This window comes from Amycolatopsis thailandensis, assembly GCF_042723255.1.
Lineage (GTDB): Bacteria > Actinomycetota > Actinomycetes > Mycobacteriales > Pseudonocardiaceae > Amycolatopsis > Amycolatopsis thailandensis.
This window is the reverse complement of the sequence record NZ_JBHXJK010000121.1, coordinates 1-25,781: the sequence shown is the minus strand read 5'-3', so window position 1 is coordinate 25,781 and position 25,781 is coordinate 1. Positions and strand designations below refer to the sequence as shown.

At 69.4% G+C, this 25,781-nt stretch carries 24 protein-coding genes and 1 pseudogene; 14 read left to right on the top strand and 11 right to left on the bottom strand.

All coding sequences use genetic code 11. The features are described 5' to 3' along the window. Positions 1-94: 94 nt before the first annotated feature. The gene (locus ACFWMR_RS33755; RefSeq protein WP_378381293.1) at positions 95-616 is read right to left on the bottom strand and encodes a YqaA family protein; all 522 of its coding nucleotides are present in this window, start codon (positions 614-616) and stop codon (positions 95-97) included. 149 nt (positions 617-765) lie between these two features. Between ACFWMR_RS33755 and ACFWMR_RS33750 the strand changes: the two are divergent. Next, positions 766-1,173: pseudogene (locus ACFWMR_RS33750) on the top strand (GtrA family protein); the annotation flags it as partial. Positions 1,174-1,239: 66 nt separating this feature from the next. On the opposite strand, the gene ACFWMR_RS33745 reads toward ACFWMR_RS33750, so the two are convergent. After that, positions 1,240-1,800 (bottom strand): GNAT family N-acetyltransferase, encoded by a 561-nt coding sequence (locus ACFWMR_RS33745; RefSeq protein WP_378280193.1) that lies wholly within the window; start codon positions 1,798-1,800, stop codon positions 1,240-1,242. Positions 1,801-1,858: 58 nt separating this feature from the next. Between ACFWMR_RS33745 and ACFWMR_RS33740 the strand changes: the two genes are divergently transcribed. Further along, complete coding sequence (locus tag ACFWMR_RS33740) at positions 1,859-3,079, top strand: winged helix-turn-helix domain-containing protein (RefSeq protein WP_378381292.1); 1,221 nt, start codon at positions 1,859-1,861, stop codon at positions 3,077-3,079. 272 nt (positions 3,080-3,351) lie between these two features. Here the strand turns inward: ACFWMR_RS33740 and ACFWMR_RS33735 are convergent, their stop codons facing one another. Together ACFWMR_RS33735 and ACFWMR_RS33730 are read right to left on the bottom strand one after the other, a co-directional pair. Continuing rightward, positions 3,352-4,260, bottom strand: coding sequence for a DUF4097 family beta strand repeat-containing protein (locus ACFWMR_RS33735; RefSeq protein WP_093935959.1), 909 nt, complete (start codon positions 4,258-4,260; stop codon positions 3,352-3,354). 190 nt (positions 4,261-4,450) lie between these two features. After that, positions 4,451-4,975: a toxin-antitoxin system HicB family antitoxin gene (locus ACFWMR_RS33730; RefSeq protein ID WP_093935958.1), complete on the bottom strand. Its 525-nt coding sequence runs from the start codon at positions 4,973-4,975 to the stop codon at positions 4,451-4,453. Between the two features lie 133 nt (positions 4,976-5,108). Here ACFWMR_RS33730 and thyX point away from each other — a divergent pair, with 133 nt between their 5' ends. The 7 genes from thyX to ACFWMR_RS33695 all read left to right on the top strand — a co-directional run bounded on the left by thyX (position 5,109) and on the right by ACFWMR_RS33695 (position 13,500). Next, entirely contained in the window at positions 5,109-5,861 is a 753-nt protein-coding gene (gene thyX / locus ACFWMR_RS33725; protein WP_005156312.1) for an FAD-dependent thymidylate synthase, read from the top strand. Further along, entirely contained in the window at positions 5,861-6,253 is a 393-nt protein-coding gene (locus ACFWMR_RS33720; RefSeq protein WP_378381291.1) for an ACT domain-containing protein, read from the top strand. Before thyX ends, ACFWMR_RS33720 begins: the two co-directional genes overlap by 1 nt. Before the next feature lie 246 nt (positions 6,254-6,499). Beyond that, the gene (locus tag ACFWMR_RS33715) at positions 6,500-8,005 is read left to right on the top strand and encodes a serine/threonine-protein kinase (protein ID WP_378381290.1); all 1,506 of its coding nucleotides are present in this window, start codon (positions 6,500-6,502) and stop codon (positions 8,003-8,005) included. A gap of 111 nt (positions 8,006-8,116) precedes the next feature. Further along, complete coding sequence (dapA, locus tag ACFWMR_RS33710) at positions 8,117-9,130, top strand: 4-hydroxy-tetrahydrodipicolinate synthase (RefSeq protein WP_093935955.1); 1,014 nt, start codon at positions 8,117-8,119, stop codon at positions 9,128-9,130. A 5-nt stretch (positions 9,131-9,135) separates the two neighbouring features. Then, entirely contained in the window at positions 9,136-10,824 is a 1,689-nt protein-coding gene (locus tag ACFWMR_RS33705; RefSeq protein WP_378381294.1) for a ribonuclease J, read from the top strand. Positions 10,825-10,890: 66 nt separating this feature from the next. Beyond that, a complete protein-coding gene (locus ACFWMR_RS33700; RefSeq protein ID WP_378381289.1) occupies positions 10,891-11,667 on the top strand; it encodes a pentapeptide repeat-containing protein in 777 nt (258 codons plus the stop codon). Between the two features lie 273 nt (positions 11,668-11,940). Beyond that, positions 11,941-13,500: a VWA domain-containing protein gene (locus tag ACFWMR_RS33695; RefSeq protein ID WP_378381288.1), complete on the top strand. Its 1,560-nt coding sequence runs from the start codon at positions 11,941-11,943 to the stop codon at positions 13,498-13,500. Here ACFWMR_RS33695 and ACFWMR_RS33690 read toward each other — a convergent pair. Beyond that, the gene (locus ACFWMR_RS33690) at positions 13,430-14,851 is read right to left on the bottom strand and encodes an amino acid permease (protein ID WP_378381287.1); all 1,422 of its coding nucleotides are present in this window, start codon (positions 14,849-14,851) and stop codon (positions 13,430-13,432) included. The two genes, ACFWMR_RS33695 and ACFWMR_RS33690, sit on opposite strands and share 71 nt — an antisense overlap. Before the next feature lie 168 nt (positions 14,852-15,019). Here ACFWMR_RS33690 and ACFWMR_RS33685 point away from each other — a divergent pair, with 168 nt between their 5' ends. Beyond that, positions 15,020-15,619 carry a DUF305 domain-containing protein gene (locus tag ACFWMR_RS33685; RefSeq protein WP_093935951.1) on the top strand — a complete coding sequence of 200 codons (600 nt, stop codon included), beginning with the start codon at positions 15,020-15,022 and terminating at the stop codon, positions 15,617-15,619. On the opposite strand, the gene ACFWMR_RS33680 is transcribed toward ACFWMR_RS33685, so the two are convergent. The 6 genes from ACFWMR_RS33680 to ACFWMR_RS33655 all read right to left on the bottom strand — a co-directional run bounded on the left by ACFWMR_RS33680 (position 15,596) and on the right by ACFWMR_RS33655 (position 20,688). Further along, on the bottom strand, positions 15,596-16,567 hold the full coding sequence (locus tag ACFWMR_RS33680; protein WP_093935950.1) for an EamA family transporter: 972 nt from the start codon (positions 16,565-16,567) through the stop codon (positions 15,596-15,598). The two genes, ACFWMR_RS33685 and ACFWMR_RS33680, sit on opposite strands and share 24 nt — an antisense overlap. Positions 16,568-16,702: 135 nt before the next feature. After that, entirely contained in the window at positions 16,703-17,257 is a 555-nt protein-coding gene (locus ACFWMR_RS33675) for a hypothetical protein (protein WP_378381286.1), read from the bottom strand. Positions 17,258-17,325: 68 nt separating this feature from the next. Next, on the bottom strand, positions 17,326-18,855 hold the full coding sequence (locus tag ACFWMR_RS33670; RefSeq protein WP_378381285.1) for an alpha/beta hydrolase: 1,530 nt from the start codon (positions 18,853-18,855) through the stop codon (positions 17,326-17,328). Next, the gene (locus ACFWMR_RS33665; protein ID WP_378381284.1) at positions 18,855-19,145 is read right to left on the bottom strand and encodes a hypothetical protein; all 291 of its coding nucleotides are present in this window, start codon (positions 19,143-19,145) and stop codon (positions 18,855-18,857) included. Before ACFWMR_RS33665 ends, ACFWMR_RS33670 begins: the two co-directional genes overlap by 1 nt. Before the next feature lie 70 nt (positions 19,146-19,215). Continuing rightward, positions 19,216-19,830, bottom strand: a complete 615-nt coding sequence (gene wrbA, locus ACFWMR_RS33660) for an NAD(P)H:quinone oxidoreductase (protein WP_093935946.1) — start codon at positions 19,828-19,830, stop codon at positions 19,216-19,218. Between the two features lie 48 nt (positions 19,831-19,878). Continuing rightward, positions 19,879-20,688 carry a lysophospholipid acyltransferase family protein gene (locus tag ACFWMR_RS33655; protein WP_378381283.1) on the bottom strand — a complete coding sequence of 270 codons (810 nt, stop codon included), beginning with the start codon at positions 20,686-20,688 and terminating at the stop codon, positions 19,879-19,881. A gap of 298 nt (positions 20,689-20,986) precedes the next feature. Here ACFWMR_RS33655 and ACFWMR_RS33650 point away from each other — a divergent pair, with 298 nt between their 5' ends. The 4 genes from ACFWMR_RS33650 (at position 20,987) to ACFWMR_RS33635 (ending at position 25,729) form a co-directional block, all read left to right on the top strand. Continuing rightward, positions 20,987-23,314 carry an FtsK/SpoIIIE family DNA translocase gene (locus ACFWMR_RS33650; protein WP_378381282.1) on the top strand — a complete coding sequence of 776 codons (2,328 nt, stop codon included), beginning with the start codon at positions 20,987-20,989 and terminating at the stop codon, positions 23,312-23,314. 84 nt (positions 23,315-23,398) lie between these two features. Further along, positions 23,399-24,634, top strand: a complete 1,236-nt coding sequence (locus ACFWMR_RS33645) for an AAA family ATPase (RefSeq protein ID WP_378381281.1) — start codon at positions 23,399-23,401, stop codon at positions 24,632-24,634. Beyond that, a complete protein-coding gene (locus ACFWMR_RS33640) occupies positions 24,631-25,206 on the top strand; it encodes an RloB family protein (protein ID WP_378275786.1) in 576 nt (191 codons plus the stop codon). Before ACFWMR_RS33645 ends, ACFWMR_RS33640 begins: the two co-directional genes overlap by 4 nt. 43 nt (positions 25,207-25,249) lie before the next feature. Further along, a complete protein-coding gene (locus tag ACFWMR_RS33635) occupies positions 25,250-25,729 on the top strand; it encodes a hypothetical protein (RefSeq protein ID WP_378381280.1) in 480 nt (159 codons plus the stop codon). Positions 25,730-25,781: the final 52 nt, after the last annotated feature.

Here is a 25,781-nt window from a genome sequence, read left to right as displayed (position 1 = left end):
GTACATGAAGGCCCCCTTCCTTGCGCTAGGCGCAGTGAAGGGGGCCTTCATGTACTTCGGTCCTCCCGCATTCAGAGGACTAAATGCGGGCGGGTCAGTAGTGGAACCAGCCGGCGAACAGGGCGGGTGACGCGGCCAGCAGGCTGAACCGCAGCCAACGGCCCAGGAAACCAGTGGCCAGGAAGCTCGCCAGCGGCATCTTCACCAGCCCCGCGAGCACGCTCGTGGCCATGTACGGCGGCAGTCCGAGGATCGAACTCACCCCGTACGTGCCCGCCATCCAGTGCGGATGCCGGTGACAGCGTTCGCGCAGGGCGTCGAGCCGGGCGCGCAGCTTCTTGGTGCGAGCCCGCCACCTCTCCCGGCGCGGGGTGGGCGGCCGCTCCCGGTGCAGCCTGTCGTGCAGGGGTTTCGGCAGCTTGATCGTGCCCTTCGCGGCCAGGTAGTAGAGCGTCTTCCCGCCGACCTGACCGGCCGCGACGATGGCGCCGAGCAGCAGCCACGGCAAAGTCGGCTGGCTCGCGCACAGGCCGATGAGGAACATTTCGATGCTGACCACGGGAAGGATCGCCGAGCCGAAGGCGACGCCGAACGACAGGAGCAACCAGCCCACCATCGTTGCCTCCCCGTTATCTTCGACCTCTCCAAGCTATCAGCTGAAATACGGGTCGCACTGGGGCCAGCCCCCGTTACCGCGCTCGGGCACGCACCAGAAGATCACCTGTTCGTCGGCTCGCGGCCACCTGCCGCTGCCATGCTGGGCTCGTGGCCGACGTGCACGACGCGGTCCGCGGCAAGGGTTTCGCGGATCGCTTCGCCGACTTCTGCGCGGCCGTGGTGCGGCGCCTCCCCTTCGGGCTTTCCCGGCTGGTGGCGCCGAGCTTCCTCGGTTTCGCGCTCATCAACGGGTTCACCTTCGGGGTCGACCTGATCCTGCTGACCCTGCTCCGCGGCTGGCTCGGCCTGCCGGTGTGGCTGGCGATCACGCTCGCCTACGGGGTGGCTTTCGGGCTGAGTTTCGTGCTCAACCGCAGCATGAACTTCCGCTCGCACGCGCCGGTCGGCAGGCAGGCGGTGCTGTACGTCGTCGCGATCGTCATCAACTACCTGGCGTTCCTGCTCGGTGTCGGCGCAGGGCTGGCCGCGCTGGGCGTCGACTATCGCCTTTCCCGGCTCATCGCCGGGGCGTGCGAAGGCGTCTTCATGTACTCGGTGATGCGCTGGGTCGTGTTCGCGAAGTCAGGGAGTGAGTTCGAGGTCGAGGCTGCCGGTGAGCCGGACTTCGCGCACGTTCGTGCTTCCGGTGTCGAGGATGCGGACGGTTCCGTCGGGGGACCAGCCCGCGCGGCGGAAGAACCCCAGTGACGCGTGATCGGTCTGGGCGACCCAGCTGATCCCGCGGGTGGCGCCGTCCTCGCGCAGCCAGGCAGACGCGTTCGCCAGCAGCCGTCCCGCGTGCCCGCGCCGTCCCCAACGGGGCTCGACCAGCAGCGAGGCGATGAGCGCCGTCGTCGAGGCGTCGTCGGGCAGCGATCCGTCGGCGGTGGACACTTCGCTCTCCGGAGCCTGACCCGCGACGCAGAAGCCGACGGTGAACTCGCCTTCGGTGGCGAGGAAGACGCGTGTGCCCGGGTACTCGATCGTTTCGGCCCAGGTCTTTTCGAGCTCGGCGACGTCGAGCCCGGCGACAGCCGCTTCGCCGAGCAGTTCCGTGTAGGCGCTTTTCCACGTGTCGCGCTGGATGCGCGCGATCTCGGGGGCGTCGGACACGACTGCGGGGCGGACTTCGGCGGCGGCCATGCGGAGAATCTAGTCGGACCGCCGGAAACTGTCGGTGGCGGATGGCACCATTCGGACGATGAGCACTTCGACCATCAGCGGACCGGTCGCGCGCCGGATCGCCCTGGCCGCGCAAGGATTCGCCGAAGCACGGCCGAGCGGGGCGGTGACGAGACGGCATCTGCAACGCGTGTTGTCGCGAACCCAGCTGCTGCAACTGGATTCGGTGAACGTCGCGGTCCGCGCGCACTACATGCCGATCTTCTCCCGGCTCGGCGCGTACGAACCCGCGCTGGTGGACGACGCGGCGTGGTCCCATTCCGCGCGCAAGCCCCGGCTGCTGGTCGAATCCTGGGCGCACGAGGCGAGTCTGCTGCCGGTGGCGGACTGGCCGTTGCTGCGGTCCGGAGCGAAGCGCATGGGCTGGTGGACGAACTACGCGCGCGTGCTGGAGCAGACGCCCCAGCTGGTGGACGACATCCTCGCCGTGGTCAAGGAACAGGGACCGATCGGCGCGGGAGGCATCGAGCGCGCGCTGGAAAGTGATTCGGGCGGGTACAAGCCGGGCTCGTGGTGGGAGCGGTCGGAGGTCAAGAAGGCCTGCGAATGGCTGTTCGGCATGGGACAGCTGACCACCGGCACGCGCCGGTCGTTCGAGCGGCTGTACGACCTGACCGAACGTGTCGTGCCGCCGGAGATCCTGTCGCGGCGGGTGAGCCCGGAGGAAGGCGCCCGCGAACTGATCACCCGCGCGGCCGTCGCGCTGGGCATCGGAACCGAACCGGACCTGCGGGACTACTACCGGCTCGGCCCCGACGTCAGCAAGCGGGCGGTGGCCGAACTGGTCGACGCGGGTGTGCTGGAACCGGTGATCGTGGACGGCTGGCCCGCCCCGGCGTATCGGCACGTCGCGGCGAAGGCGCCTCGCACGGTCACCGGCCGCGCATTGCTGTCGCCGTTCGACCCGCTGATCTGGGAACGCGCCCGGACCGAGCGCATCTTCGACTTCTTCTACCGCATCGAGATCTACGTCCCCGAGCCGAAGCGGATCTACGGGTACTACGTGTTCCCGTTCCTGCTCGACGGCGAACTCGTCGGCAGGGTGGACCTCAAATGCGATCGGGCCGCGGGAGTGCTTCGCGTCCAGGGTGCCTTCGCGGAGCCTGGGGTGGACGTCGCGCGGGTCGCGAGTGAGCTGGCGGGCGAACTGCGGCTGATGGCGGCATGGCAGGGGCTGGACGGGGTCGCGGTGGGGGAGCGAGGCGACCTCGCTCCCGTGCTGTCGCGCCTCGTGGGCTGATCCCGGCACCCTCGCGTCTGCGATGAAGGGGCCTTTCATAGCAAAATTTGCTATGAAAGGCCCCTTCATCGCACCCGGGACGGGCGGATGAGCGCGCGCGTCCCGGTGGGCAGGGGCCCCGGTGTCATGAGGGGTCCCCATAGGACAGTTTTCGTCCCATGGGGACCCCTCATGACACTCTCCCTCGCCGGAAAACGAGCAAGGGACCTTTGCTCCCACCCCCGTGGAAAAGTGAGAGCAAAGGTCCCCTGATCCCCCTGCGGTCAGCGGCCTCACCGGGCCGCGCTGGTCACCTTCGCGTCGCCGGTGCCGGTGCGCGCCCGCACCTTCAGCGAGACGTCGGCAGGGGCGCTGTCCGCGACGTCCAGTTCGCTCGACACGGCCCCGGTCGTCGACGAAAGGTCGATCTCGGCCGGAACGCCGCCGCGGATCGCGACCCGGACCTCGCCCGAACCGGTGGTCAGCTCCAGCGCCCCGGAGGCGGCGTCCGTCACCGAGAGGTCGCCGCTGCCGGTGCGCGCCAGTACCTCGCCCGCGACTTCGCCGAGCCAGACGTCGCCCGTGCCGGTCGCGATCGTGGCCGAACCGCTGAGCGAGGACGCTTCGACGTTGCCGCTGCCGGTGCGCAGCTGGAGACCGGACGCCGTCGCTCCGAGCTTGACGTCGCCGGTGCCCGTGCGGACGATCGCCGACCCGTCGGCGCGCTCCAGGCTGATCTTGCCGGCGCCGGTGAGGAGGTCGGCGCGACCGGCGGCGCCGGTCACCGTGACGTCGGCCGCCCCGGCCCGCACTTCCAGATGCGAACCGGCGGGTGCCCGGACGGTCACGGCGAGCGGGACGTTCTTCAGCTGCCAGGCCTTCGGCGCCTGGACGACCAGCCGGTTGCCGGTCTTCTCGATCCGCGTCTGCGCCACGGCGTCGCCCACCGGGTTCGACGGCGAACCGCCGAGCTGATCGCCGAAGCGTTCCCCGACCCAGCTGAGCAGGCTCGTCATCCCGTCCACCCACGGCTGCTGTTCGCCGCCGTCCCGGCGTACCTCGGCGTGGACGCCGCTCTCGTCGGTCAGTTCGATGGTCACCCGGCCGATGGCCACGCTGACGTCGATCTCGATCGGGCCCTCGGCCTCGAAGTCTTCGACGCGCACGGTCTCTTCACCCGCGGGAGTGCTTTCCTCGGTCATCTTTTGTCCCTCAGTGTCTGGTGGTGAACCCGCGACCGCGATCGACGTCGGCAGGACGCTGCTGCCTGGTCTTCCCCGTCACGATGGCGGACGAGGGCGCCCTGCCACCGCGATAGCGGGGCCTTCGGCCGGGCGGGTTCACGCGTTTGGTTGCTTTCGAGGTGCGTCCTCAGCTCCGCCCCCAGGAGACTCAGCCCTGGACCCAGCCGTGCAGGCGCGAACCGGCACCGCCGTCCGGCTTCTGCTTGGTGTGCCAGTGCTCGCTCCCGCTCTTGCCCAGCGCCCCCTGGACGGCCTGCGAGACGAACGTGTTCAGCGAGACGCCCTGAGAGGCGGCCGCGGCTTCCGCCTGGCCCTTGACCTGCTCGAACAGGCGTAGCGTGATCCGGGTGATGTCGCCCGTGTCCACCTTGGGCGCGCGCGGGGCCTCCCTCGGCGGCTCGTGGCGGGGCGCGGACTGCTCGGCGCCCTCCGAGGAGCCGGTGACGACGACACGCACGTCGCGGCCGTCGAGCCGGACGTCGACGACGTGCCCCGGGAGCGCCGAAGTCACTTCGGCGGCCAGGTCGGCGAGGGCGTTCATGATGGTCAATCGGGCGGCCGGCTCCAGCGCCGACGACAGCAGCGCGGCAGCGCGCCGCGTCTGCTCGTCGCCGGCCGAAGCCGTGTTCGCGAGGTCCTCGCGAAGGCTTGTGATGTACGGCGTCAGATCCATGACACCACTATGACGTCATATGTGACGTCGGTCAAGGAAGCCATGACGTCACCGTGATGTCTCCCCGGCGTCAAAGACCCTTGCGGTTACGCTGCCCGGAGTCGTGGAGCAGGGGTCGAAAAGGAGTGCGAACGTGGCCGAGACCGTGTCACCCAAGGTTCAACTGATCGCGAAGACGGAGTTCTTCCCGCCGTCGGACGTACCGTGGTCGACCGATGCCGACGGTGGTGAGGCGCTGGCCGAATTCGCGGGCCGGGCCTGCTACCAGTCCTGGAAGAAGCCGAACCCGAAGACGGCCACCAACGCCGGCTACCTCGAGCACATCATCGACGTCGGCCACCTGTCGGTGCTGGAGCACGGCTCCGTCAGCTTCTACATCACCGGGATCTCCCGGTCGCTGACGCACGAGCTGATCCGCCACCGGCACTTCTCGTACTCGCAGCTCTCGCAGCGCTACGTGCCGGAGCGCGACGCCGCGTTCGTCGAGCCCGACGTCATCGCGCAGGACCCGGAGCTGCACGCGAAGTTCCTCGCCGCCTCCCAGGCCGCCGTCGACGCCTACACCGAGCTCCTCGCCGGGCTGGAGGAGAAGTTCGCCGACGTGCCGAGCGCGACCCTGCGCCGCAAGCAGGCGCGCCAGGCCGCTCGCGCGGTGCTGCCGAACGCGACCGAGACCCGCATCGTGGTCACCGGCAACTACCGCGCCTGGCGGCACTTCATCGCGATGCGCGCCACCGAGCACGCCGACGTCGAGATCCGCGCCCTGGCCATCGACTGCCTGCGCGAGCTGCAGAAGGCCTCGGGCAACGTGTTCGCGGACTTCACCATCTCCGCGCTGCCCGACGGCACCGAGGTCGCGTCCAGCCCGAAGGTCCTCGAAGGCTGATGCGACGCCTCGCGATCGACGTCCGGCCAGGCGAGTACGCGGTCGCCCGCCTGGCCCCGGACGCGCCGGTTCCGGCGAACCTGCTCGACCCCGGCGAGCCCGTGCTGATGTCCGTCACCCGGACGCCCGAGGAATTGTCGGTGATCTGCCCGGCCGGTCTCGCGCCCGCCGGGGCCACCGTCGAGGACGGCTGGCGGCTGCTGTCGGTCCGCGGGCCGCTGGCCTTCACGCTCACCGGCATCATCGCGGCGTTGTCGAGCGAGCTGGCCGCCGCCGGGGTGGCGCTGTTCTCGCTGTCCACTTTCGACACCGACCACGTACTGGTGCGGGGTTCCGAGCTGGAGCGCGCCGTGAAGGCGCTCCGCGAGTCCGGGCACGAGGTCACGGTCTGATCCACCAGCCAGGCACTACCGGAGCAAGTCGCTTCGTGGTCTTCGCGCCCACGCGGCCCCTGGCGGCACGGGCGATCCAGCCGAGTACGACCCGGTACGAGGCCGAATCGCCCGCACCGCCAGGAACCACCTGGATCACGAAGCCCATCGAACGGACTTGCTCCGGCAGCGCCTAGGAGAAGGAACCTTTCGGGGCGCGAACGGGTCCGAGTTAGCATCCTGCGCGAACCGAAGGAGCGCCGAACCTTGACCGACGAACAGACCCGTCCGTACGGGCCGCCCCAGCAGACGTTCCAGGCCCCAGGCGGGCGGATCGTCGCCGGCCGGTACGCCCTGCTGGGCGAGCTCGGCCGCGGCGGGATGGGGATCGTCTGGCGCGCCCAGGACCAGGTGATCGGCCGTCAGGTGGCGATCAAGGAGCTGAAGTTCCCGAACGCCCCCGAGGACGCCTCGGTGCTTTCGGAGCGGATGCTGCGCGAGGTCCGCTCCGGCGGGCGCCTCAACGACCCGGCCGTGGTCACCGTGTACGACGTCGTCACCGAGAACGGCGCGACGTACATCGTGATGGAGCTGGTCGAGGCACCGACGCTGGCCGACCTGGTCCGCGAACGCGGCCCCCTGCCCGCGCAGCAGGTCGCGCAGGTGGGGGAGCGGGTGCTGTCCGCGCTGCGGGCCGCGCACGCCGCCGGGATCGTGCACCGCGACGTCAAACCGGCGAACATCATGGTCGCGCTGGACGGCCGCGTGAAGCTCACCGACTTCGGCATCGCGCACGCCGCCGACGACCCGCGCCTGACCACCAGCGGCATGATCGTCGGCTCGCCCGCGTTCATGGCGCCGGAACGGGTCGAAGGCCGCGACGCGATGCCCGAATCGGACCTCTGGTCCCTGGGCACGACGCTGTTCTTCGCCGCCGAGGGCATCGTCGCGTTCGAACGCTCGACCACCGCGGCGACGCTGCACGCGATCATGACCGAGGCGCCGTATCTGACCCGGGTCCAGGGCCCGCTGGCCGCCGCGATCCTGGGCCTCCTGGTCACCAAGCCCGAAGCGCGGATGTCCTACGACCAGGTGCGCAGCCTGCTCTCGGCGGCGCAGGGCGTCCAGGCCCAGCCGACCCCGCCCTCGGGCGGCACGGCGATGATGCAGCCCGGCCAGCCGATGACCCGGCTCGCGCCCGCCCCCGCCAAGCGGAACCTCCGTCCGCTGTGGCTGAGCCTGGCCGCCGTCGCCGTGATCGGCGCCCTGGTCGGCGGGATCTTCCTCGGCCGGTGGATGGCCGCGCCCGCGGGGAACGCGCAGGCGCAGCCGACGCTGACCTACGGCATCAACGGCCAGCTCAAGATCGACCTGTCCGGGGACTGCTACAACGTCCCTCTCGCGGACAACACCACGATGAACAGCGAGACCAGCGGCAACTGCGCCAAGAACCACCTTGTCGAGGTCTACGCGAAGGGTGACCTACTCGGCGTCGAATCGGCCGGCGACAAGGACGCCACGGTCGTCGCGTACCCCGGCGCGGAGGTCGTGAGCCGGATCGCCGAAGCGGTCTGTTCGGCCACCTTCAACTCGGACGTGGTGCCCGCGCAGCAGCGGAGCGGGCTCTACTGGCGTGCCGTCGTCCCGACCGAGGCCGAGTGGAACCGGCCGCTGGGCGAGGACGACCACGACTACTCGCGCGAGTATCTGTGCCTGCTGGCCAAGACCGACGGCGGGCAGCTGACCTCCCAGATCACCACCAAGGTCAAATAGCTCACAGAGAGTTTGCGTCGAGTTCGCCTTCGTCGCGGAAAATCTCCCGCATTCGTAGGGAACGACCACGTCGGCAAGGGGTTCGGCACCCGCAGGAGGTACCTTCACAGCATGTCCACTCCACCCACCGCAGCGCCGGGAAGACCGTTCGGGCGCGTGCTCACCGCGATGGCCACCCCCTTCGACGCCGACGGCGCGCTGGACCTGAAGCGGGCGCAGGAGCTGGCCGAACACCTCGTGGATCTGGGCAACGACGGTCTCGTCGTGAACGGCACGACCGGCGAGAGCCCCACCACGACCGACGCCGAGAAGGCCGAGCTGGTCCGCGCCGTCGTCGCGGCCGTCGGTGACCGCGCGACGATCGTCGCCGGGGCCGGCACGAACAACACCGCGCACAGCATCGAGCAGGCGAAGCAGGCCGAAGCGGCCGGCGCCCACGGCGTCCTCGTCGTCACGCCGTACTACTCGCGGCCCAGCCAGGCGGGGCTCTACGCGCACTTCACCACGGTCGCCGACGCCACCGGCCTGCCGGTGATGCTCTACGACATCCCGCCGCGCTCGATCGTCCCCATCGAGGTCGACACGCTGCTGCGGCTCGCCGAGCACCCGCGCATCCTCGCGGTCAAGGACGCCAAGGGCGACTTGATCGCCGGCTCCGAGGTCATCGCGAACTCGCAGCTCGCCTACTACTCCGGTGACGACGGCCTCAACCTGCCGTGGGTCTCCGTCGGCGGCGCGGGCGTGGTCAGCGTCATCGGGCACGTCGTGGCCGGCCGTATCCGCGGCATGATGGACGCCTACGAGTCCGGCGACACCTCCACCGCGCGCACCAACCACCGCGGGATGCTCCCGGTCCTGCGGGCGATGTCCCGCGTCGGCGGCGTCGCTTTCTCGAAGGCGGCCCTGCGGCTGCGCGGTTTCGACATCGGAGACCCGCGGCTGCCCATCGTGGCCGCGAGCGAAGACCAGCTCCAGGCGATTTCCGCCGATCTCGCCCAGGGGGGCGTGCCGCTCGGTGATACCGCCGCCAGTGACTGGCATGGTGCACGAGTGGCACAAGCAGATTCAGCGGCGGCCTACACGGCGCCGACTTCACACACCAGCGTAGGGACCATGCCTCGGTGAGTTCATTGTCAACCGGACCCGGACCGACCACCCCGCCGCCGGCGCTGCCCGAAGGCGCCTTGCGCGTGGTCGCGCTCGGCGGGATCGGCGAAGTCGGCCGCAACATGACCGTCTTCGAGTTCGGCGGCCGTCTGCTGATCGTCGACTGCGGGGTCCTCTTCCCCGAAGACGACCAGCCCGGCGTCGACCTGATCCTGCCCGACTTCCGCGCGATCGAAGACCGCCTGGAGGACATCGACGGCCTCGTCCTCACCCACGGGCACGAGGACCACATCGGCGCCGTCCCGTTCCTGCTGCGGCTCGTCCCGGACCTGAAGATCTACGGCTCCCGGTTCACGAACGCGCTGCTCGCGGCCAAGGCCAAGGAGCACCGCCAGCGGCCGAACCTGATCGAGGTCCGCGAGGGCGAGCGCCGCAAGGTCGGCGCCTTCGACCTCGAGTTCTTCGCGGTCAACCACTCGATCCCGGACGCGCTCGCGGTGGCCATCCGCACGCCCGCGGGTGTCGTGCTGCACACCGGTGACATCAAGCTCGACCAGCTCCCGCTCGACGGCAGGCTGACCGACCTCGCCGGGTTCTCCCGGCTCGGCGACGAGGGCGTGGACCTGTTCTGCGTCGACTCGACCAACGCCGAGGTGCCCGGCTTCGTCATGCCCGAGCGGGACATCGGCCCGGTGCTCGACGACGTCGTCCGCAAGGTCGGCCAGCGCGTCATCGTCGCCTGCTTCGCGAGCCACGTGCACCGCGTCCAGCAGGTGCTCGACGCCGCCGTGCGGCACGGCCGCCGGGTCGCCTTCGTCGGCCGGTCGATGGTCCGGAACATGGGCATCGCCGCCGACCTCGGCCTGCTGAACGTGCCGGACGGCCTGCTGGTCAACCTCGACCAGGCCAGTGACCTGCCCGAGAGCAAGGTGCTGTTCGTGTCGACCGGTTCGCAGGGCGAGCCGCTGTCGGCGCTGTCGCGGATGGCGCGCGGCGAGCACCGGCAGATCTCGATCCGCGCCGGTGACACGGTCGTGCTGGCCAGCTCGATGATCCCGGGCAACGAGACCGCCGTGTTCGGCGTGGTCAACGGCCTCACCCGGCTCGGCGCGAACGTCGTGCACCAGGGCAACGCCAAGGTGCACGTGTCCGGGCACGCGTCGGCGGGCGAGCTGCTGTACCTGTACAACGCGGTGCGTCCCAGCAACGTCATGCCGGTGCACGGCGAGTGGAAGCACCTGCGCGCCAACGGCGAGCTGGCCGTGCGCACCGGTGTCGCGCCGGAGAACGTGGTCATCGCCGAAGACGGTGTCGTGGTCGACCTCGTCGACGGCAAGGCTTCACGGACCGGCCGGGTCGAGGTCGGGCACGTGTACGTCGACGGCCTCTCGGTCGGCGACGTGGGCGAGTCGACGTTGTCCGACAGGCTCGTGCTCGGCGAGGGCGGCTTCATCGCCATCACCGTCGCCGTCGACACGAACACCGGCCGGGCGGTGACGCGCCCGACGGTGTCCGGACGCGGGTTCTCCGACGACCCGAAGGCCCTCGACGCGGTGCTCCCGATGGTGGAGATGGAACTCGCGCGGACCGAGGCCGAGGGCATCACCGACACGCACCGCATCGCGCAGGCCGTGCGCCGCGTCGTCGGCCGCTGGGTCGCCGACACCTACCGGCGCCGCCCGATGATCGTGCCGACGGTCATCCCCGTCTAGCTCGAACGCACGTGAAGGCCCCTTTACTCAGTCGAGTGAAGGGGCCTTCGCGCGCATAATCGCCCCATGATGGTGGGGGTGCATGTGGTGGCGGCGCTCGCGGGTGTCGCGCTCGGGGTGGGCTTGGTCTACGTGGGCCGCATAGCGGTCGAGGGCGTCCGCCGTGACCGGCGGGCGCGGCCCGAGCAGATCGCCGCCGGGCTCCGGCGGGATCGCTGGGAACGCGTCGTCGAGAAGATGGACAGCGAGGACGCCGCAGAGCGTCTCGCGAGCTTCGCGGACCTGGAGCGGTACGTACGCGAAGAATCTGGCGCGCGCGAAGACGCTATCGAGCTGACCTGCACCTACCTGCGCAAGCCGTTCAGGTTCCCGGTCGAGGACGAGGACGAGTTCGTGATCCGGCGGGCCGCGCAAGGCCTGCTGACCCGGTGTCTCCGGCGATCCGGTGGCCTCGAACACCGGGAGGAGCTGGATCTCCAGGACGCGGTCCTCGTCGAGCCGGACTTCGCGGACTGTGACCTCAGCGGTGCCGACTTCCGTGACGGAGTGATCGCCGGCGGGGACTTCCACGGTGCCCGGTTCCGGCGTTTCGCCAACTTCGACAGGGTGTGGTTCACCGGCACCACCGATTTCCGCGCGGCCGCCTTCCCCCGGTTCACCAGCTTCGCCGAGGCGATGTTCAGCGGGACGACCACCTTCGCCGAGGCCGAGTTCGAAGACCGCGTGGACTTCGACGGCGCGCGGGTGGAGCGGCCGCGCGCCGCGGATTCCTGGCCGTCCCCGTGGCAGGTCTGGGTGGCTTCACCGGTGGGGCAGGGGCGGCTCGTGCCGCGAACGGACTAACGGATCGCCGCCGCGAGGAGCAGGGCGAAGGCGATCATGACCGCCTGACCGAAGAGGGCGTTGCGGGCTTTGCGCTGTTCCGCACGAGTGGGCCGGTTCATCACTGTTTCCCCCGGTTTCGAGTGCTTTCCTTACGGGGCAAGTGTTCTGTGACCCACTTCCGGAAACCTCCCGCCTCGGTAGGGTTCGACTACGACGAAAGTCGCAGCCTTCCCCTAGGGGTGCGGGCGGCGTACCCTCGGACGCTCCTCGAGCCCCATGCCGGGAGAGCCGATGGGACGCCACACCACCGCCCGGACCCGAAGACGGATGCTGCTCCCGCTGCTGGCGCTCGCGCTGGCCGCCGTGCTCGGCGCGGCCACCTGGGTGGCCGTCGCCGTGGCGCGGTCCGATCCGGGCTGTGAGCAAGCCCGGGTGATCGTCGCCGCGTCGCCGGACATCGCCCCCGCCGTCACGCGGACCGCTCGCGACCTCAAGCTCGACTGTGTCGCCTTCGACGTCCAGGCCAGGGAATCCCTTCAGGTGGCGGACGAGCTGTCCGGAACCACGCTCCGCCCTCAAGCCTGGATCCCGTCCTCGACGCTGTTCCTGCGGCGTGCCGACGGGGTCCCCGTGTCCGGCCCGTCGGTGGCGAGTTCGCCGGTGGTGCTCGCGGTCGCGGAGCCGATCGCCAAGGGGCTCGGCTGGCCCCGTAAACCGCTGACCTGGCCGGAAGTGCTCGGCAGCCCCGGAATCGCGGCCGGTATGCCGGATCCGGTCCGCGACCCCGTCGGCGTTTCCGCGCTGCTGGCGCTCCGCGATGTCGCCGGTGACACCACGGATCCCACCGGCGCGTACAGTGCCCTGCTCCGGAAGTTCGCCGCCACCACCTCCGGCGCGACGGTGTACCCCGCGTCGGAGAACGCGGTGCTGCGGCACAATGCGGAGCTCACCGCCGGCGAGACCGCGCTGGTGGCCGCGTATTCGCCCTCGGCCCTGTCGCTCGACTACCCGTTCGTGGAGATCGCGGGCGCGAACGAGCACCAGGGCAGGGCCGTCGCCGCGCTGAAACGTGCCCTGCTCCAGGGTTCGGCGACCAGTACCCGGTCCGGTCTCCGCGCTCCGGGCGGGCAGGCGTTGCGGCTGGCCGAAACCGATCAGCGCGTCGAGGCGCAAGGGCAGCGCAGCGCCGAGATCCCGGCCGCCACCGAGGTCGACAAAGCGCTCAGCCAGTGGGCCGGGGTGAACGTGAGCGCGCGGGCCCAGGTGCTCATCGACGTCTCCGGATCGATGAGCGCGCCCGTCCCGGGCACCGGCGAGTCCCGGCTGCGGATCACGCTGGAGGCGGCGGAGAACGCGCTGCACTTGTTCAAACCCACGTCACAGATCCGTTTCCTGGCTTTCGCGACCAAAATGGACGGTGAACGCGACTACCGGGAGATCCTGCCGATGGCGCCGGTCGGGGACCAGCTGGCCGCGGTGGACCGGCTGCGCGCCGTCCGTGCCGTCCCGGACGGGCAGACCGGGCTCTACGACAGTGTCCTCGACGTCTATCGCCTGGCACGCAAGGAATGGGCGCAGGGGAAGCTGAACCTCGTCATCGTCATGACCGACGGCCGCAACACCGATCCCGGCGGTGTCAGTCGCGAGAACCTGATGGCGGAACTGGGGAAACTGCGTGACCCGGACCGTCCGGTGCCGTTGATCGCCATCGGGATCGGCCCGGAGGCCGACGAGACCGAACTCGCGCAGATCGTCGCGCCCGCCGGTGGCCAGGTCTTCCTCAGTCGTGATCCCGCGAAGATCGGTGAGGTGTTCTACGGGGCTCTCGGCCGGATCGCCGGCGCTGGATGAAGTAGACGCCGAGGATCACCGCCAGGCTGATCAGGCTGAGGTACAGCTGGGCGCGGGTGTCCGCGTCCACGAACAGCATCGACGCGACCACCGCCAGCGTCCCGGCGAGGGTGAGCCAGCTCAGCCACGGATAGCCCCACATGCGCAGTTTCAGCCGTTCCGGTGCTTCGGCTTCCAGGCGGCGCCGCATCCGCAGCTGAGAGCCCGCGATGATCGCGTAGACGAACAACGCGACCGCGCCGGCGGAGTTGATGATGAAGTAGAAGATCTTGTCCGGTGACACGAAATTCATCACCACGGCCACGTAACCGACCGAAGTGGACACCAGGATCGCCTTCCACGGCACGCCGCGCCGGTTCGTGTCGGCGATCCACTTCGGTGCCCAGCCGTTGCCGTGCAACGCGAACAGCATGCGGGAAGCGGTGTACAGCCCCGAATTCAGCACCGACAGCACGGCCGTCAGCACCACCGCGCTGACGATCGTCTCGGCGGCGGGGATGCCGAACCGGCCGAACGCGGCGGCGAACGGGCTCGTCGTGGTCGGGATGTCCCGCCAGCCGGTGATCATCACCAGCAGTGTCACGGATCCGACGTAGAACACGATGACCCGCCAGACGATCGACGAGGTCGCCTTGCGCACGGCCGTTTCGGGCTCCCGGGATTCGGCGGCGGCGATGGTGACGATCTCCGCGCCGAAGTAGGAGAAGATCACGATCACCACGCCGTGCACCACCGAGAACGGGCCGTTGGCGAGGAAGCCGTCCTGCGCGATGTTGCCGACCGAGAACGACCCGCCGGGCCAGGCCCCGAGCACGAACAGGATGCCCACCACCAGGAACACCACGATCGTGGCGATCTTGACCGACGCGAGCCAGAACTCCGTCTCCCCGAACGACCGGGCCGAGGCGAGGTTGGTCGCGGTCAGCAGCAGCATCAGCACCAGTGAGAAGATCCATTGCGGCACAACGGGAATCCAGGTCTGGAGGATCTTCGCCCCGGCGACGGCCTCGAACGCGACCACGCCGACCCAGAAGTACCCGTACAGCCAGCCGACGGTGAAGCCCGCCCAGCCGCCGAGCGACGTCCGCGCGTATTCCATGAAGGAACCCTGTGACGGCGCGGCGGTCGCCATTTCGCCCAGCATCCGCATCACCAGCACGACGATCAAACCGCCGATGGCGTAGGAGAGGACGGCCGCGGGGCCGACGGTGTGGATGACCGCGCCGCTGCCGATGAACAGGCTGGCGCCGATGATCCCGCCGAGCGCGATCATGCGGACGTGGCGTTGCCGCAGGTCCGGGCGCAGGCCCGCCCGCTCGGTCGTCCGTTCGGGGGTGATCTCTGCGCCCATTTCGCGGTTACCTCCTGTCGGAGTGACGTCGGATCGCGGGATTGTCGCACCGCAAGCGCCCGAGGAAAAGTGTTTGCGTAACCCCCGGTGAACAGGCCGAAGTGGACTCTGCCAACCTAGGCACCTCCAAACCTGGCACCTCCACCGCGCGTTCCGAGGAGCTCTTCGATGCCGCACGCCGTCGTCCGATCCCTGCCCGCCGTTCTGGCCACCGCCCTGGCCGCCGTCGTGCTCGCGGGCTGCTCGGACGCGGCGCCCCAGGCACAGACGGCTCCTCCCGGGTCGTCACCCATGGCGCAGCAGGCGGCCGTTCCGTTCAACGACGCCGATCTCACGTTCGCGCGGCAGGCCCTCGCGCATCACCAGCAGGGCGTCGATCTGGCGTCATTGGCGGAATCCCGCGCGGGGAACGCGCAGCTGAAAGCGCTCGCGAAGCGGATCATCGACACCCACGAGCCGGAGATCGCGCGGCTTTCCGGGCTCATCGAGTCCTGGGGCCAGCCCGCGCCGGACGACCCGAACATGGAGCACGTCCAGCGCGACGGGTACGTCGGCCCGAACGACATGGCGGAGCTGGCCGGACTGTCCGGAAAGGACTTCGACCGCCAGTTCGTCGCGCGGCTGCTGCGCCAGCGCGAGGCGGGCGTCCGCATCGCCGACACCGAAACCCAGCACGGCCGCAACCCCGACGCCCGCGATCTCGCCGCGACGACTTCGCGTTCGCAGCAGCAGGAGATCAGCGACCTACGGGGCCTCCAGAACGGTTGAGTCCGTCTGGACCACGTTCGTGGTCAACTGGACGATGTACGCGCCGGTCAACAGGACGACCGCGCCCGCGGCCTGGATCCAGCTGAGCGCCTCGCCGAGCAGCAGCCAGGCGGCGGCCGCGGCGATCAGCGGCTCCACCAGCCCCACGACGCTCGCCACCGACGCCGGCAGATGCCGCAGCGCCGCCATGCCCGTCGCGTAGGCGATGACGGTCGCGATCAGCACCAGCGCGACCAGCAGCGACCACACCGGCGGCTCCCAAGGCCCGAAAGCCGTCGCTTCGCCGAGGACTGCCCACGGAATCGTCCACGGCGGCGCGACCGCGCAGACCAGGACCGCGCCGATCGTCATCCCCCAGGTGACCATGCCGAGCGGATCCCGGTCCGCGACGCCGCGTTCGCCGAGCAGGAAGTAGCCCGCCGAACAGACCGCCGCGCCCAGCCCGGCGAGCAGCCCGACGACGTCCAGGCTGAGGCCTTCCCAGACCTGCGCGACCAGCACGAGCCCGGTCATCGCCAGCGCGATCCCCGCCCACATCGCCCTCGGCAACCGCACCCGCCGCACGAACCGCACCCACAGCGCGATCAGCACCGGTGAAGTGAACTCGAGCAGGATCGCGATCCCGACCGGGATCCGGCCCGCCGCGAGGAAGTACATGAGCTGGACGCCGGCGACGCCGAGCGAACCGTACGCCAGCAGCAACGGCCACTCGCGTTTCGTCACCCTGAGCAGCTTCGGCCGGAAAACGGCGACGAGCGCGAGGAGGACGATCGCCGACAGCCCGATGCGGATCGCCGCGACCTGCTCCGGCGACAGTCCCGCCTGCATCGCCGGTTTGCCCAGCACCCCCGAGGTCCCGAAGAAGAGCGCGGCGAGCAGGATCAGCGTGATGCCCCGGCCGCGATGCGCGACGTGCTGGGTGGGGGCGGCGGCGAGTTCGGCGGTCACGGCCGGAGGGTAGAGGCCGACTACCCGCGGGTCGACCGGTTTTCCCAGCCGCTGGTCGCGTGCCGGATGTCCCCACTGTGACATTGGGGACGCCCACGCCCCCAATGTCACAGTGGGGACATCGAAGCTTCGGGCTCAGTAGGAGGTGCCGCCGTCGGTCCAGTTCGTCTGGGCGAAGTCCTCGTCGTCGACGGGGGCGCGACGCGGCTTGCGCGACGGTTCCGGTTCGGGCTCCGGGGGAGCGGCGACCGGCTGTTCGGGTTGGTCGGCTTCGAGCGCCTGGGGTTCGGGGGTGCCGTTCGGCCAGACACAGGGTGAGGTCGCGCCGACGTAGAACTTGCCGAGATCGTTCGCCTTGATCGACATGTCGAAGGCATCACCGGTATTGCGCGCGAAGACGTATTGATCCGTCGGCCGTGAGTCGGTGAGGACCTTGAACTCGTGCGACTCCCACCACTGGATGACCGCCGTGAAATTCTCGGGGAAGTGAGCCGGATCCAAGCCGGTGATCTCGTAGGTCGCGGAGATCTCGAACCGGCCCTGCGGTCCCTTGTCGGTCGGGTCCGTGCACTCCGAACGGTTGCGTGTGAACGGCTTCAGCTCGGCTTCAGCGGGCAACGCCGACAGCGCGCCTTGGATGTACTGCTCGACCTTGTCGCGAGCCTGCTGCTCGGTGATCGTCGCTTTCATGTCGTCTCCAGATGAACAGGCCGCCGAGAGCATCAGCAGGACGAGGATCGAGAAAAGTGCCCGGCGATTCACGTCGTCGGTTTCCCGGCGATGATCTGGCCGAGATTGTTCAACGACGGGTTGTTGTCTTCCCAGTATTCGCTGTGCGCCTCCGTGCTGTACCCGCCCCACCCGTCCGTGCCCGGCGCCGAGGTGAACACCTGCCCGCCGAAGTCCGCGTCGGCCGGATCCTGGCCGAGGATCAGGTCGTACCCGGCGATCTCGACGTTGGCCAGGTTGATCATGTCGTGTTCGGCGACCGTCGCGTGCACGTGTTTGCCGGTCTCGCCCGGATCCACCCCATCGAGGTGCAGCTGGCTCACGTCGTGCGCGCCGACACCGGGGCTCGCCACGAAGACGAGTTCGTCCGCGGCGAGACCGCCGTCCTGGGCCGCGTGGCCGACGACGGTGGTGCCGTAACTGTGGCCCATCACCGTGTTGTGCGACGGCGGTCCTTGATGCGTTTCCCTTAGCCCGTCTTGGAATCCGGCGAGTGCCGCCTTGCCGCCGTCGGCGTATTCGGCGCTCGCGGCGTCGGTGATCTCGTTCGGCGCGTCGTAGCCGAGCCAGGTGATGACGGCTGTCGACGGGGAGCCCGAGGTCGTCGCCGCGGCCCACATCTTGTCGGAACGGTCGAGGTCGCCGCCGATCTTCGACAGCTCCGAACCGGTCCCAGGCACATAGGTCGCGACGTTCACCGCCGTGTCGGGATTGCCCGCCGAAACGATCGCCTTCCCGTCGCCGCCGGTGTCCAGTCCCAGCAGGAACGCCTGCGGGTCCGACCGCTCCAGCCGTTGCTGGATGGCTTCGAGGCCCTTGAGCTTGGGATCGCCTTGGAGCCGCGCGATCTCGCGGGCGAGGACGGCGCGGTTGGCGGCGTCGCGGTCGGTCGCCGGGATACCGTCGAGATTGCCGACGAGCCCCGGATTTCCTTGCAGCAGAGCGACTTTCGCCGTATCCGACAGGCTCGCCCACCACGCCTTGTTGTCACCGGGGGAGCCGTTCTCCGGCGGGCCGATGATCGACAGCCCGCTTTGCGCGGCTCCGGCGTCCGCCGCCTGGGCGAGGGTGCCGCCACCCTGTTCGGTGATCTCGCCGCGCAGGGCCCGTCGCATGATGCCGGCGAAATCGGCGTCGACGTCGGTGGCGCGGCGCAGGAGCTGCTCGATCCGGTCGGCGAGCTCCGCGCTCACCCGCGGTTCCGAAGGCCCGCCGGTAGAAGTGATCTCGCCCCCGCCGCTGATGAGCAGGCCGTGCCGCGAAGCGAGTTCGTCGGTCTCCCGCACGAACGCGACGATCCGGTCCAGCGCGATCTGCACCTCGTGCGCGCCCCGCCGGACCGCGGACGCCTCGGCCACGAGCTGTTCCAGCGTGGAGGTCAGCGATCCGCCCCGCGTCGACGCGGCGGTGGCGGCGTCCCCGGTCCAGCCGGTGAAGCGCGCCATGGCTTCGACGTCGTCGTTCGCGGCGATGATCCGGGTGCAGCCGTCGTTGAGCGCGTCGGCCACCCGCCCGATCGCGGCCGGATCCCATCGGCGCACGTCACCCCAGGTGAGCATCAGACGGGAAGTTCCCGTGAGGCCGCCAGCTCGTTCGAGCGGTAGCGGACGGCCGCTTCGTCGAGGCGCGCGGCGTAGTCCGAGGTGTTCGCGGCCCAGCCCGGCACTGCGCGGCCCCAGGCGTCCGCGAGCAACCGGGCCGCTTCACCCGAGACCCCGCCCGGCAGGCCCGCCGCGACGTCGGCGAGGGTAGCCGCCAAGGCCACCTGCCCGACGTCGTCCGAAGCCCGTTTCGCCGCGTCTGACGCGGCGCCGATCGTCTCCAGGACCACCTCGTACCCGCCGGCCATCCCGCTTCCTCCCCGTGGAGTGACGCTGTGTGACCACCCTACGACGCGGGAGACGGACACGCGGTTCCCTTCACCCGTCCTTGAAAAGACCGTCGGCGACGTAGCGCGAGACGGTGGCGAGCCGTCGCCCTTGCAGCCGGAGGGCGTCCAGGGCGAGTTCGTCGGGTTCCGCGGACTTGCGCGAGACGAACGAGCCGCCGTACGGATTGCCCGATTCGAGCAGCCGCGGATCGGTGTAACCGAGCGGCAGGACGATGGCGCCCCAGTGATAGAAGACGTTGTTGGTCGCCAGCACCGTCGCTTCGAGCCCGCCGTGCGCGGTGGACGCCGTGGTGAACGACGTCGCGACCTTGTTCACCAGCTTTCCCTTGGCCCACAGGCCGCCGGTACTGTCCAAAAAGGACTTCAGCTGGGCGGCCGGGCCGCCGAAACGGGTCGGGCTCCCGGCTGCGAAACCGTCGGCCCACTCCAGGTCTTCCAGCGTCGCGAGGTCGTGGTGCGGACCGGCGTCCACCCACGCCTGCCAGCGCGGATTGCTCGCCACCGCACCGGGCGGGGCGGTTTCGGGGACCGTGCGGACACGGACGTCGGCTTCGGCCTCACGGGCGCCGTCGGCCAGCGCCGACGCCAGTTTCGCGGTGTTGCCCGTCGCGCTGTAGTAGACGACGAGGATGCGGGTGCTCACGTCCGCCGACCTTAGGCGAGCGTGAGCACCCGTCCCATGATCCGGAACTCAGTACTTCTTCCAGGGGCTGACCGTGTCCGTCGGCCGCGTCGGGTCGTGGAAACGCGGCTTGTCCAGCTCGTCGCGGCGCAGCGGGACCATCCCGTCGGTGATCGCCTGCATGATCTTGGCGTGCGCGCGGACCCCGGCGCCCGGCCGCTCCGGCTCGACCTCCGAGAGGTCCACCGGTTCGCCGAAATGCACCTTGAACCGCGGACGCCGCATGGGCGCGCTCAGCCCGGACTTGGCGAGCGGCACCAGGTCGGCGGGCCCGTTGACGGTCTCCGTCCCCCAGTACACGGCTTCGTGCGCGCCCCACTGGCTGATCGGGATCACCGGGACGCCCGCCGCCAGCGCGAGCCGCGCGGCACCGGTCTTGCCCCGCTCCGGCCAGAGGCCCGGATCGTGGCTGATCCGGCCTTCGGGGTACACGATCAGCGGGTCACGGGTGGTCCGCAGCGCCTCGGCGGCTTCCGCGAACTGCCCGATGGCCGTCGAAGCCTCCTTGCGGTCGACCCGCAGGTGACCGCTGACCCGAAGCGCGGGTCCGATGACCGGCGCGTCGAGGATCCCGCCCGCCAGCATGAACCGCGGGTTGATGCCGATCCGTTTGCAGGCGGCCATCAGCACGAAAGCGTCGAAAACGCCGATGTGGTTGGCCGTCATGAGCAGGGGTTTCCGGCGCAGTTCCGCCGAAACACCGCCGGTCACGGTGAGTTTGCCGACGAAGTTGACCAGCCCCCGGTCGATGTTCAGCATCGTGCGCCAGATCGCTGGGGCGCGGCGAGCCGAATTCTCATCCTGATGCAGCGCGAACATGGGGCAGAGCATGTCATGCGCCGCCTTTCACCCGGATGGCCGCTCAAGCTGTGACCTGAGACGAATGTTCCGGTTGTGCTCCGAGTGGCAGCCGGGGCTGGAGGGTCGGGACGGTTACCGTGGAGGCATGGCTAGCGGGTCGACGACCAGGAAACGGAGTACGGCGCGAAGCGGCGGCAGCAAGGGGCCGGCGCGAAAGCCGCGTACCCCGGCGAAGCCCAGGTCAACGGCTGCGAGGAAGCCCGCCCCACGGCGTCCGGCACCCCGGAAGAAGTCGTCCGGCGCGTTCGCGAAGGGCGTGCGCGGCACCTGGAACCTGCTCGCGAAGGGCCTCGGGACCCTGGCGCGGACGGTCGGACGTGGTCGCGAGCTCGAACCCGAACATCGCCGCGACGGTCTCGCGCTCGGCCTGATCGCGCTGGCGCTGGTGATCGCGTTCGGCGTCTGGTGGCGGGCCGCGGGCCCGATCGGTGGCTGGGTCGAGGTCGGTGCCCGCTCGTTGCTGGGGGCCGGTGCGGTGACGCTGCCGCTGGTGCTCACCGTCGCCGCCGTCGCGCTGATGCGCTCGGAACCGGTGCCGGAGGCCCGGCCGCGGATGGTCATCGGCACCATCCTGGTCATCCTGTCCGTGCTCGGCCTGCTGCACATCTTCACCGCGCTGCCCGAGACCAACGACGGCCGGATGTACGCCGGTGGGGTGATCGGCGCGTTCTCCGGCGGCCTGCTGACCATGGGCGTCACCACGTGGGTCGCGGTGCCGCTGCTGGTGCTGGTGCTGCTGTTCGGCACGCTCGTGTTCACCGGGACCCCGGTCCGGGAGATCCCGCACCGGCTGCGCAACTGGGGTCTCGACCCCGAGGAGATCGAAGAGGCCGAGGCAGAGCGCCGCGCCATCCACGACGAACGCGATGCCGTCACCGAGGCCGACCCGAAGTCGGTCCGCCTGCGGAAGCCGTCGCGGCGCCGCCAGGCCTCGGGTGACCAGGACGGCGAGCAGCTCGACATCGAGGCCGCGCTGGCCGAAGCGCCGACGCCGCTGCGCGCGCCGAAGTCGCCTGCCAAGCCTGTCGAGGAGAAGAAGCCGAAGAAGGCCGAGGCGCCCCTGGCGGTCACCAGGACCGTCGAGGGCGACTACAAACTGCCGCCGCCGGATCTGCTGAAGCTCGGCGACGCGCCGAAGTCCCGCAGCAAGGCCAATGACGCCATGATCGAGGCGATCACCGGCGTGCTGGAGCAGTTCAACGTGGACGCGCAGGTCACCGGCTTCACCCGGGGCCCGACGGTCACGCGGTACGAGGTCGAGCTCGGCCCCGGTGTGAAGGTCGAGAAGATCACCGCGCTGACCAAGAACATCGCCTACGCGGTGGCGACCGACAACGTCCGGCTGCTGGCGCCGATCCCCGGCAAATCCGCCGTCGGCATCGAGGTGCCGAACTCCGACCGCGAGATGGTGCGCCTCGGCGACGTGCTGCGCGCGCCGTCGACGGTCAAGGACAACCACCCGATGGTCATCGGGCTCGGCAAGGACATCGAAGGCCACTTCGTCACCGCGAATCTGACGAAGATGCCGCACCTGCTGGTGGCGGGGTCCACCGGTTCCGGTAAGTCGAGCTTCGTGAACTCGATGCTGGTGTCGCTGCTCGCCCGGGCGACGCCGGACGAGTGCCGGATGATCCTGATCGACCCGAAGATGGTCGAGCTGACCCCGTACGAGGGCATCCCGCACCTGATCACGCCCATCATCACCCAGCCGAAGAAGGCCGCCGCCGCGCTGGCCTGGCTGGTGGAGGAGATGGAGCAGCGGTATCAGGACATGCAGGTCAACAAGGTCCGGCACATCGACGACTACAACAAGAAGGTGCGCTCGGGCGAGATCACCGCGCCACCGGGCAGCGAGCGCGTGTACGCGCCGTACCCGTACATCATGGCGATCGTCGACGAGCTCGCCGACCTGATGATGACCGCCCCGCGTGACGTCGAGGACGCGATCGTCCGGATCACCCAGAAGGCGCGCGCCGCCGGTATCCACCTGGTCCTGGCGACCCAGCGCCCGTCGGTCGACGTCGTGACCGGCCTGATCAAGACCAACGTGCCGTCGCGGCTGGCGTTCGCGACCTCCTCGCTCACCGACTCGCGGGTCATCCTCGACCAGCCCGGCGCGGAGAAGCTAATCGGTATGGGTGACGCCCTGTACCTGCCGATGGGCGCCGGGAAACCGGTCCGCATCCAGGGCGCTTTCGTCGGCGACGAAGAGATCGCGTCCGTCGTCAACTTCGCGAAGGAGCAGGCGCAGCCGGACTACCAGGACGGCGTCACCGCGGCGAAGGCGGGCGAGAAGAAGGAGATCGACTCCGACATCGGGGACGACCTCGACGTGCTGTTGCAGGCCGCCGAGCTGATCGTCACCTCGCAGTTCGGTTCGACGTCGATGCTGCAGCGGAAGCTGCGGGTGGGCTTCGCCAAGGCCGGGCGCCTGATGGACCTGCTGGAGAGCCGCGGCGTCGTCGGGCCCTCGGAGGGCTCGAAGGCGCGGGACGTGCTGATCAAGCCGGAGGAGCTGGAGTCGGTGCTGTTCATGATCCGCGGCGGCGGGGACGCGAACGGTGGCGACGTCTCCGACGACTGACCTGGCCCTGGGTGATGCTTTAGGCCGTTCTGTGCGGTTTACTGGTACGGAACGGCCTGAAACTTTGCCAGGGAGGTGGTCAGGGTGCTCCGAAGCTTTCGGTTGGGCAACCATCGTTCGTTCCGTGACGAACAGGAGCTGCTCCTGATGCCCGCCATGCCGGGGGACGACCGTCCTGCTGTGCCGGTGGCCGCGATCTACGGGGCGAACGCCTCCGGCAAGTCAAATCTGCTGGACGGGCTCGCGTTCATGCGCATGACGGTGCTCGCGTCCGGTTCCCTCGGGACGGCTGGACGGCCGCGCTTCCGGCTCGGCGACTTCGGAGCGACGCGGCCATCGACCTATGTCATCGAACTCGTCACCGAAGGAGTTCGCTACACCTACGGGTTCAGCGTCGACGACGAGGCGCTTCGCGAGGAATGGCTGTACGCCTATCCGGAGAAGCGCCGACGCGTGATCTTCGAGCGGAGCCAGGGCGCTTTCAGATTCGGATCGACGTCGTCGGATCTGAAGGGCAAGTTCGCCGCCCTGGAGGAGCTGATCCGCGACGACGTGCTTCTCCTGAACTTCTGCTCGAGGCTTGAGCTCGGCCCGCTGATGCCCGTGTACCGGTGGTTCGCGCAGGGACTGCGCATCCGGCTTCACGAAGACCACTGGTCGTCGCATCAGCTGGAAGGCCAGGTAGGAGAGTTCCTGAACAAGGACGAGCGCAACGCCAGACGGCTGCTGTCGCTGTTGTCGGCCGCGGACGTCGGGATCACGGACGTCGCCGCGGAGCGGCTCGACGAGCCCGCGAGTGGCGGATTCCATTCCTACGCGACGTTGCGGACCCCGGCGAGACCCGCGCGCAACGGACGGCGTTGGCGACTCAGCTTTCGCCACGGCGACGTCGGCAACCCCTTCGAACTGCATGACGAGTCGGCGGGAACGAGGAACTGGCTCGGGCTCATTCCGACTGTGCTCGAGGTGCTCGATGACGGCCGCGTGCTCGTGGTGGACGAAATCGACGCCAGCTTGCATCCGATGCTCACCGCGAAGCTCGCTTCGCTTTTCCAATCCGAAGAGACCAATCCCCACGGCGCCCAGCTCATCTTCACCACGCACGACACGAGCCTGTTGGGCACCATGCTCGGCGACGACGTGCTGGACCGGGACCAAATCTGGTTCGTCGACAAGAACGCCGAGGGCGCAAGCGAGTTGTACCCGCTCACGGACTTCAAGCCGCGCAAGGACCAGAACACCGAACGGCGCTATCTCGCCGGTAGCTATGGGGCCGTGCCGGTGCTGGGCGATTTCGCCGAGGCAGTGCTGGGCGGATGACCCGCCGGGAGAACAGTGGCCGGCGGCGATCGGCGTTCCGGGAGCAGCGAACGTCGATCCTCGTCGTCTGCGGCGCCGAGGCCACGGAGCCCGCGTACTTCGAAGGGCTCAAACGGGCTCGTCGCAACCCCGCCGTCACGATCAAGATCAAAGCGAAGCGCGGCGACCCGGAAGCCGTGGTCAAGTACACGGCGGGGATGCGCGACCGTGCGGAGGGAACGCACGACGAGGTGTGGTGCGTGGTCGATGTCGACGAGTTCGACCTCGACAAGGCGGCGGCGACCGCTCGCAGGCTTCGGGTCAACCTGGCGATCTCGAACCCCTGTTTCGAGTTCTGGCTGTTGCTGCATTTCGAGGCCTGTTCGGCGCCGTTGACGTGCTACGGAGACGTGGCGAAACGCCTGGTCAAGCACGTGCCGGGATTCAGCAAGTCGGCACTGAGGTTCGCGGACTACGAGAGCGGCATCGGATCCGCGGTCCTGCGCGCGAAGAAGCACGACGTCGAACTGGGTTCCGAGCACGGCCGCAACCCGTCCACCGGCGTCTGGGCCCTGGTCGAAAAGATCACCTGAAGCGCGATGCAACGGACCGGAGCCTCCGTTACGTCCAGACTCCGTGGACCCCAAGAAGCTGCTCGTCGTCCTCTGCGCCCTGGTCGGCTTCGCCTGCGGAGCGGGCAGCTCCGCCGCCCGCGAACAACCCACGGCGACCCTGCCCGTCCTGACGCAGCCCGCGCCGGCGCAGCAGCCGGTCCCAAAGCCGCAAGGGAAGCCTCAGCGCACCGTCGAGCTGGGGGAGACCGTCGTCCTCAAGGCCGGTGACACGACCGAGGTCGCGTCGAAGGACGTCAGTATCCGCTTCGCTCGCCTGGTGTCCGATTCCCGCTGCGCCGAGGGAATGGTCTGCGTCTGGGAAGGGGAGGCCGTGGTCGAACTGACCCTGGCCGAACCGGGACGCGGTGAGCGGACGACGGCGGAAGTCGCCTCCACCGCACGCGGTGGCAGGCAGTCCGTCGAGTTCGCCGCCTGCCGGGTGGACCTGGTCGCCGTTGGTTCGGGGGGCGACCAGGTCACCCTGCGGGTGTCCAAGGCTTGATGATCTTTAGGGCAGGACTCGACGCTGTACATGAAGGACCCCTTCCTTGCGC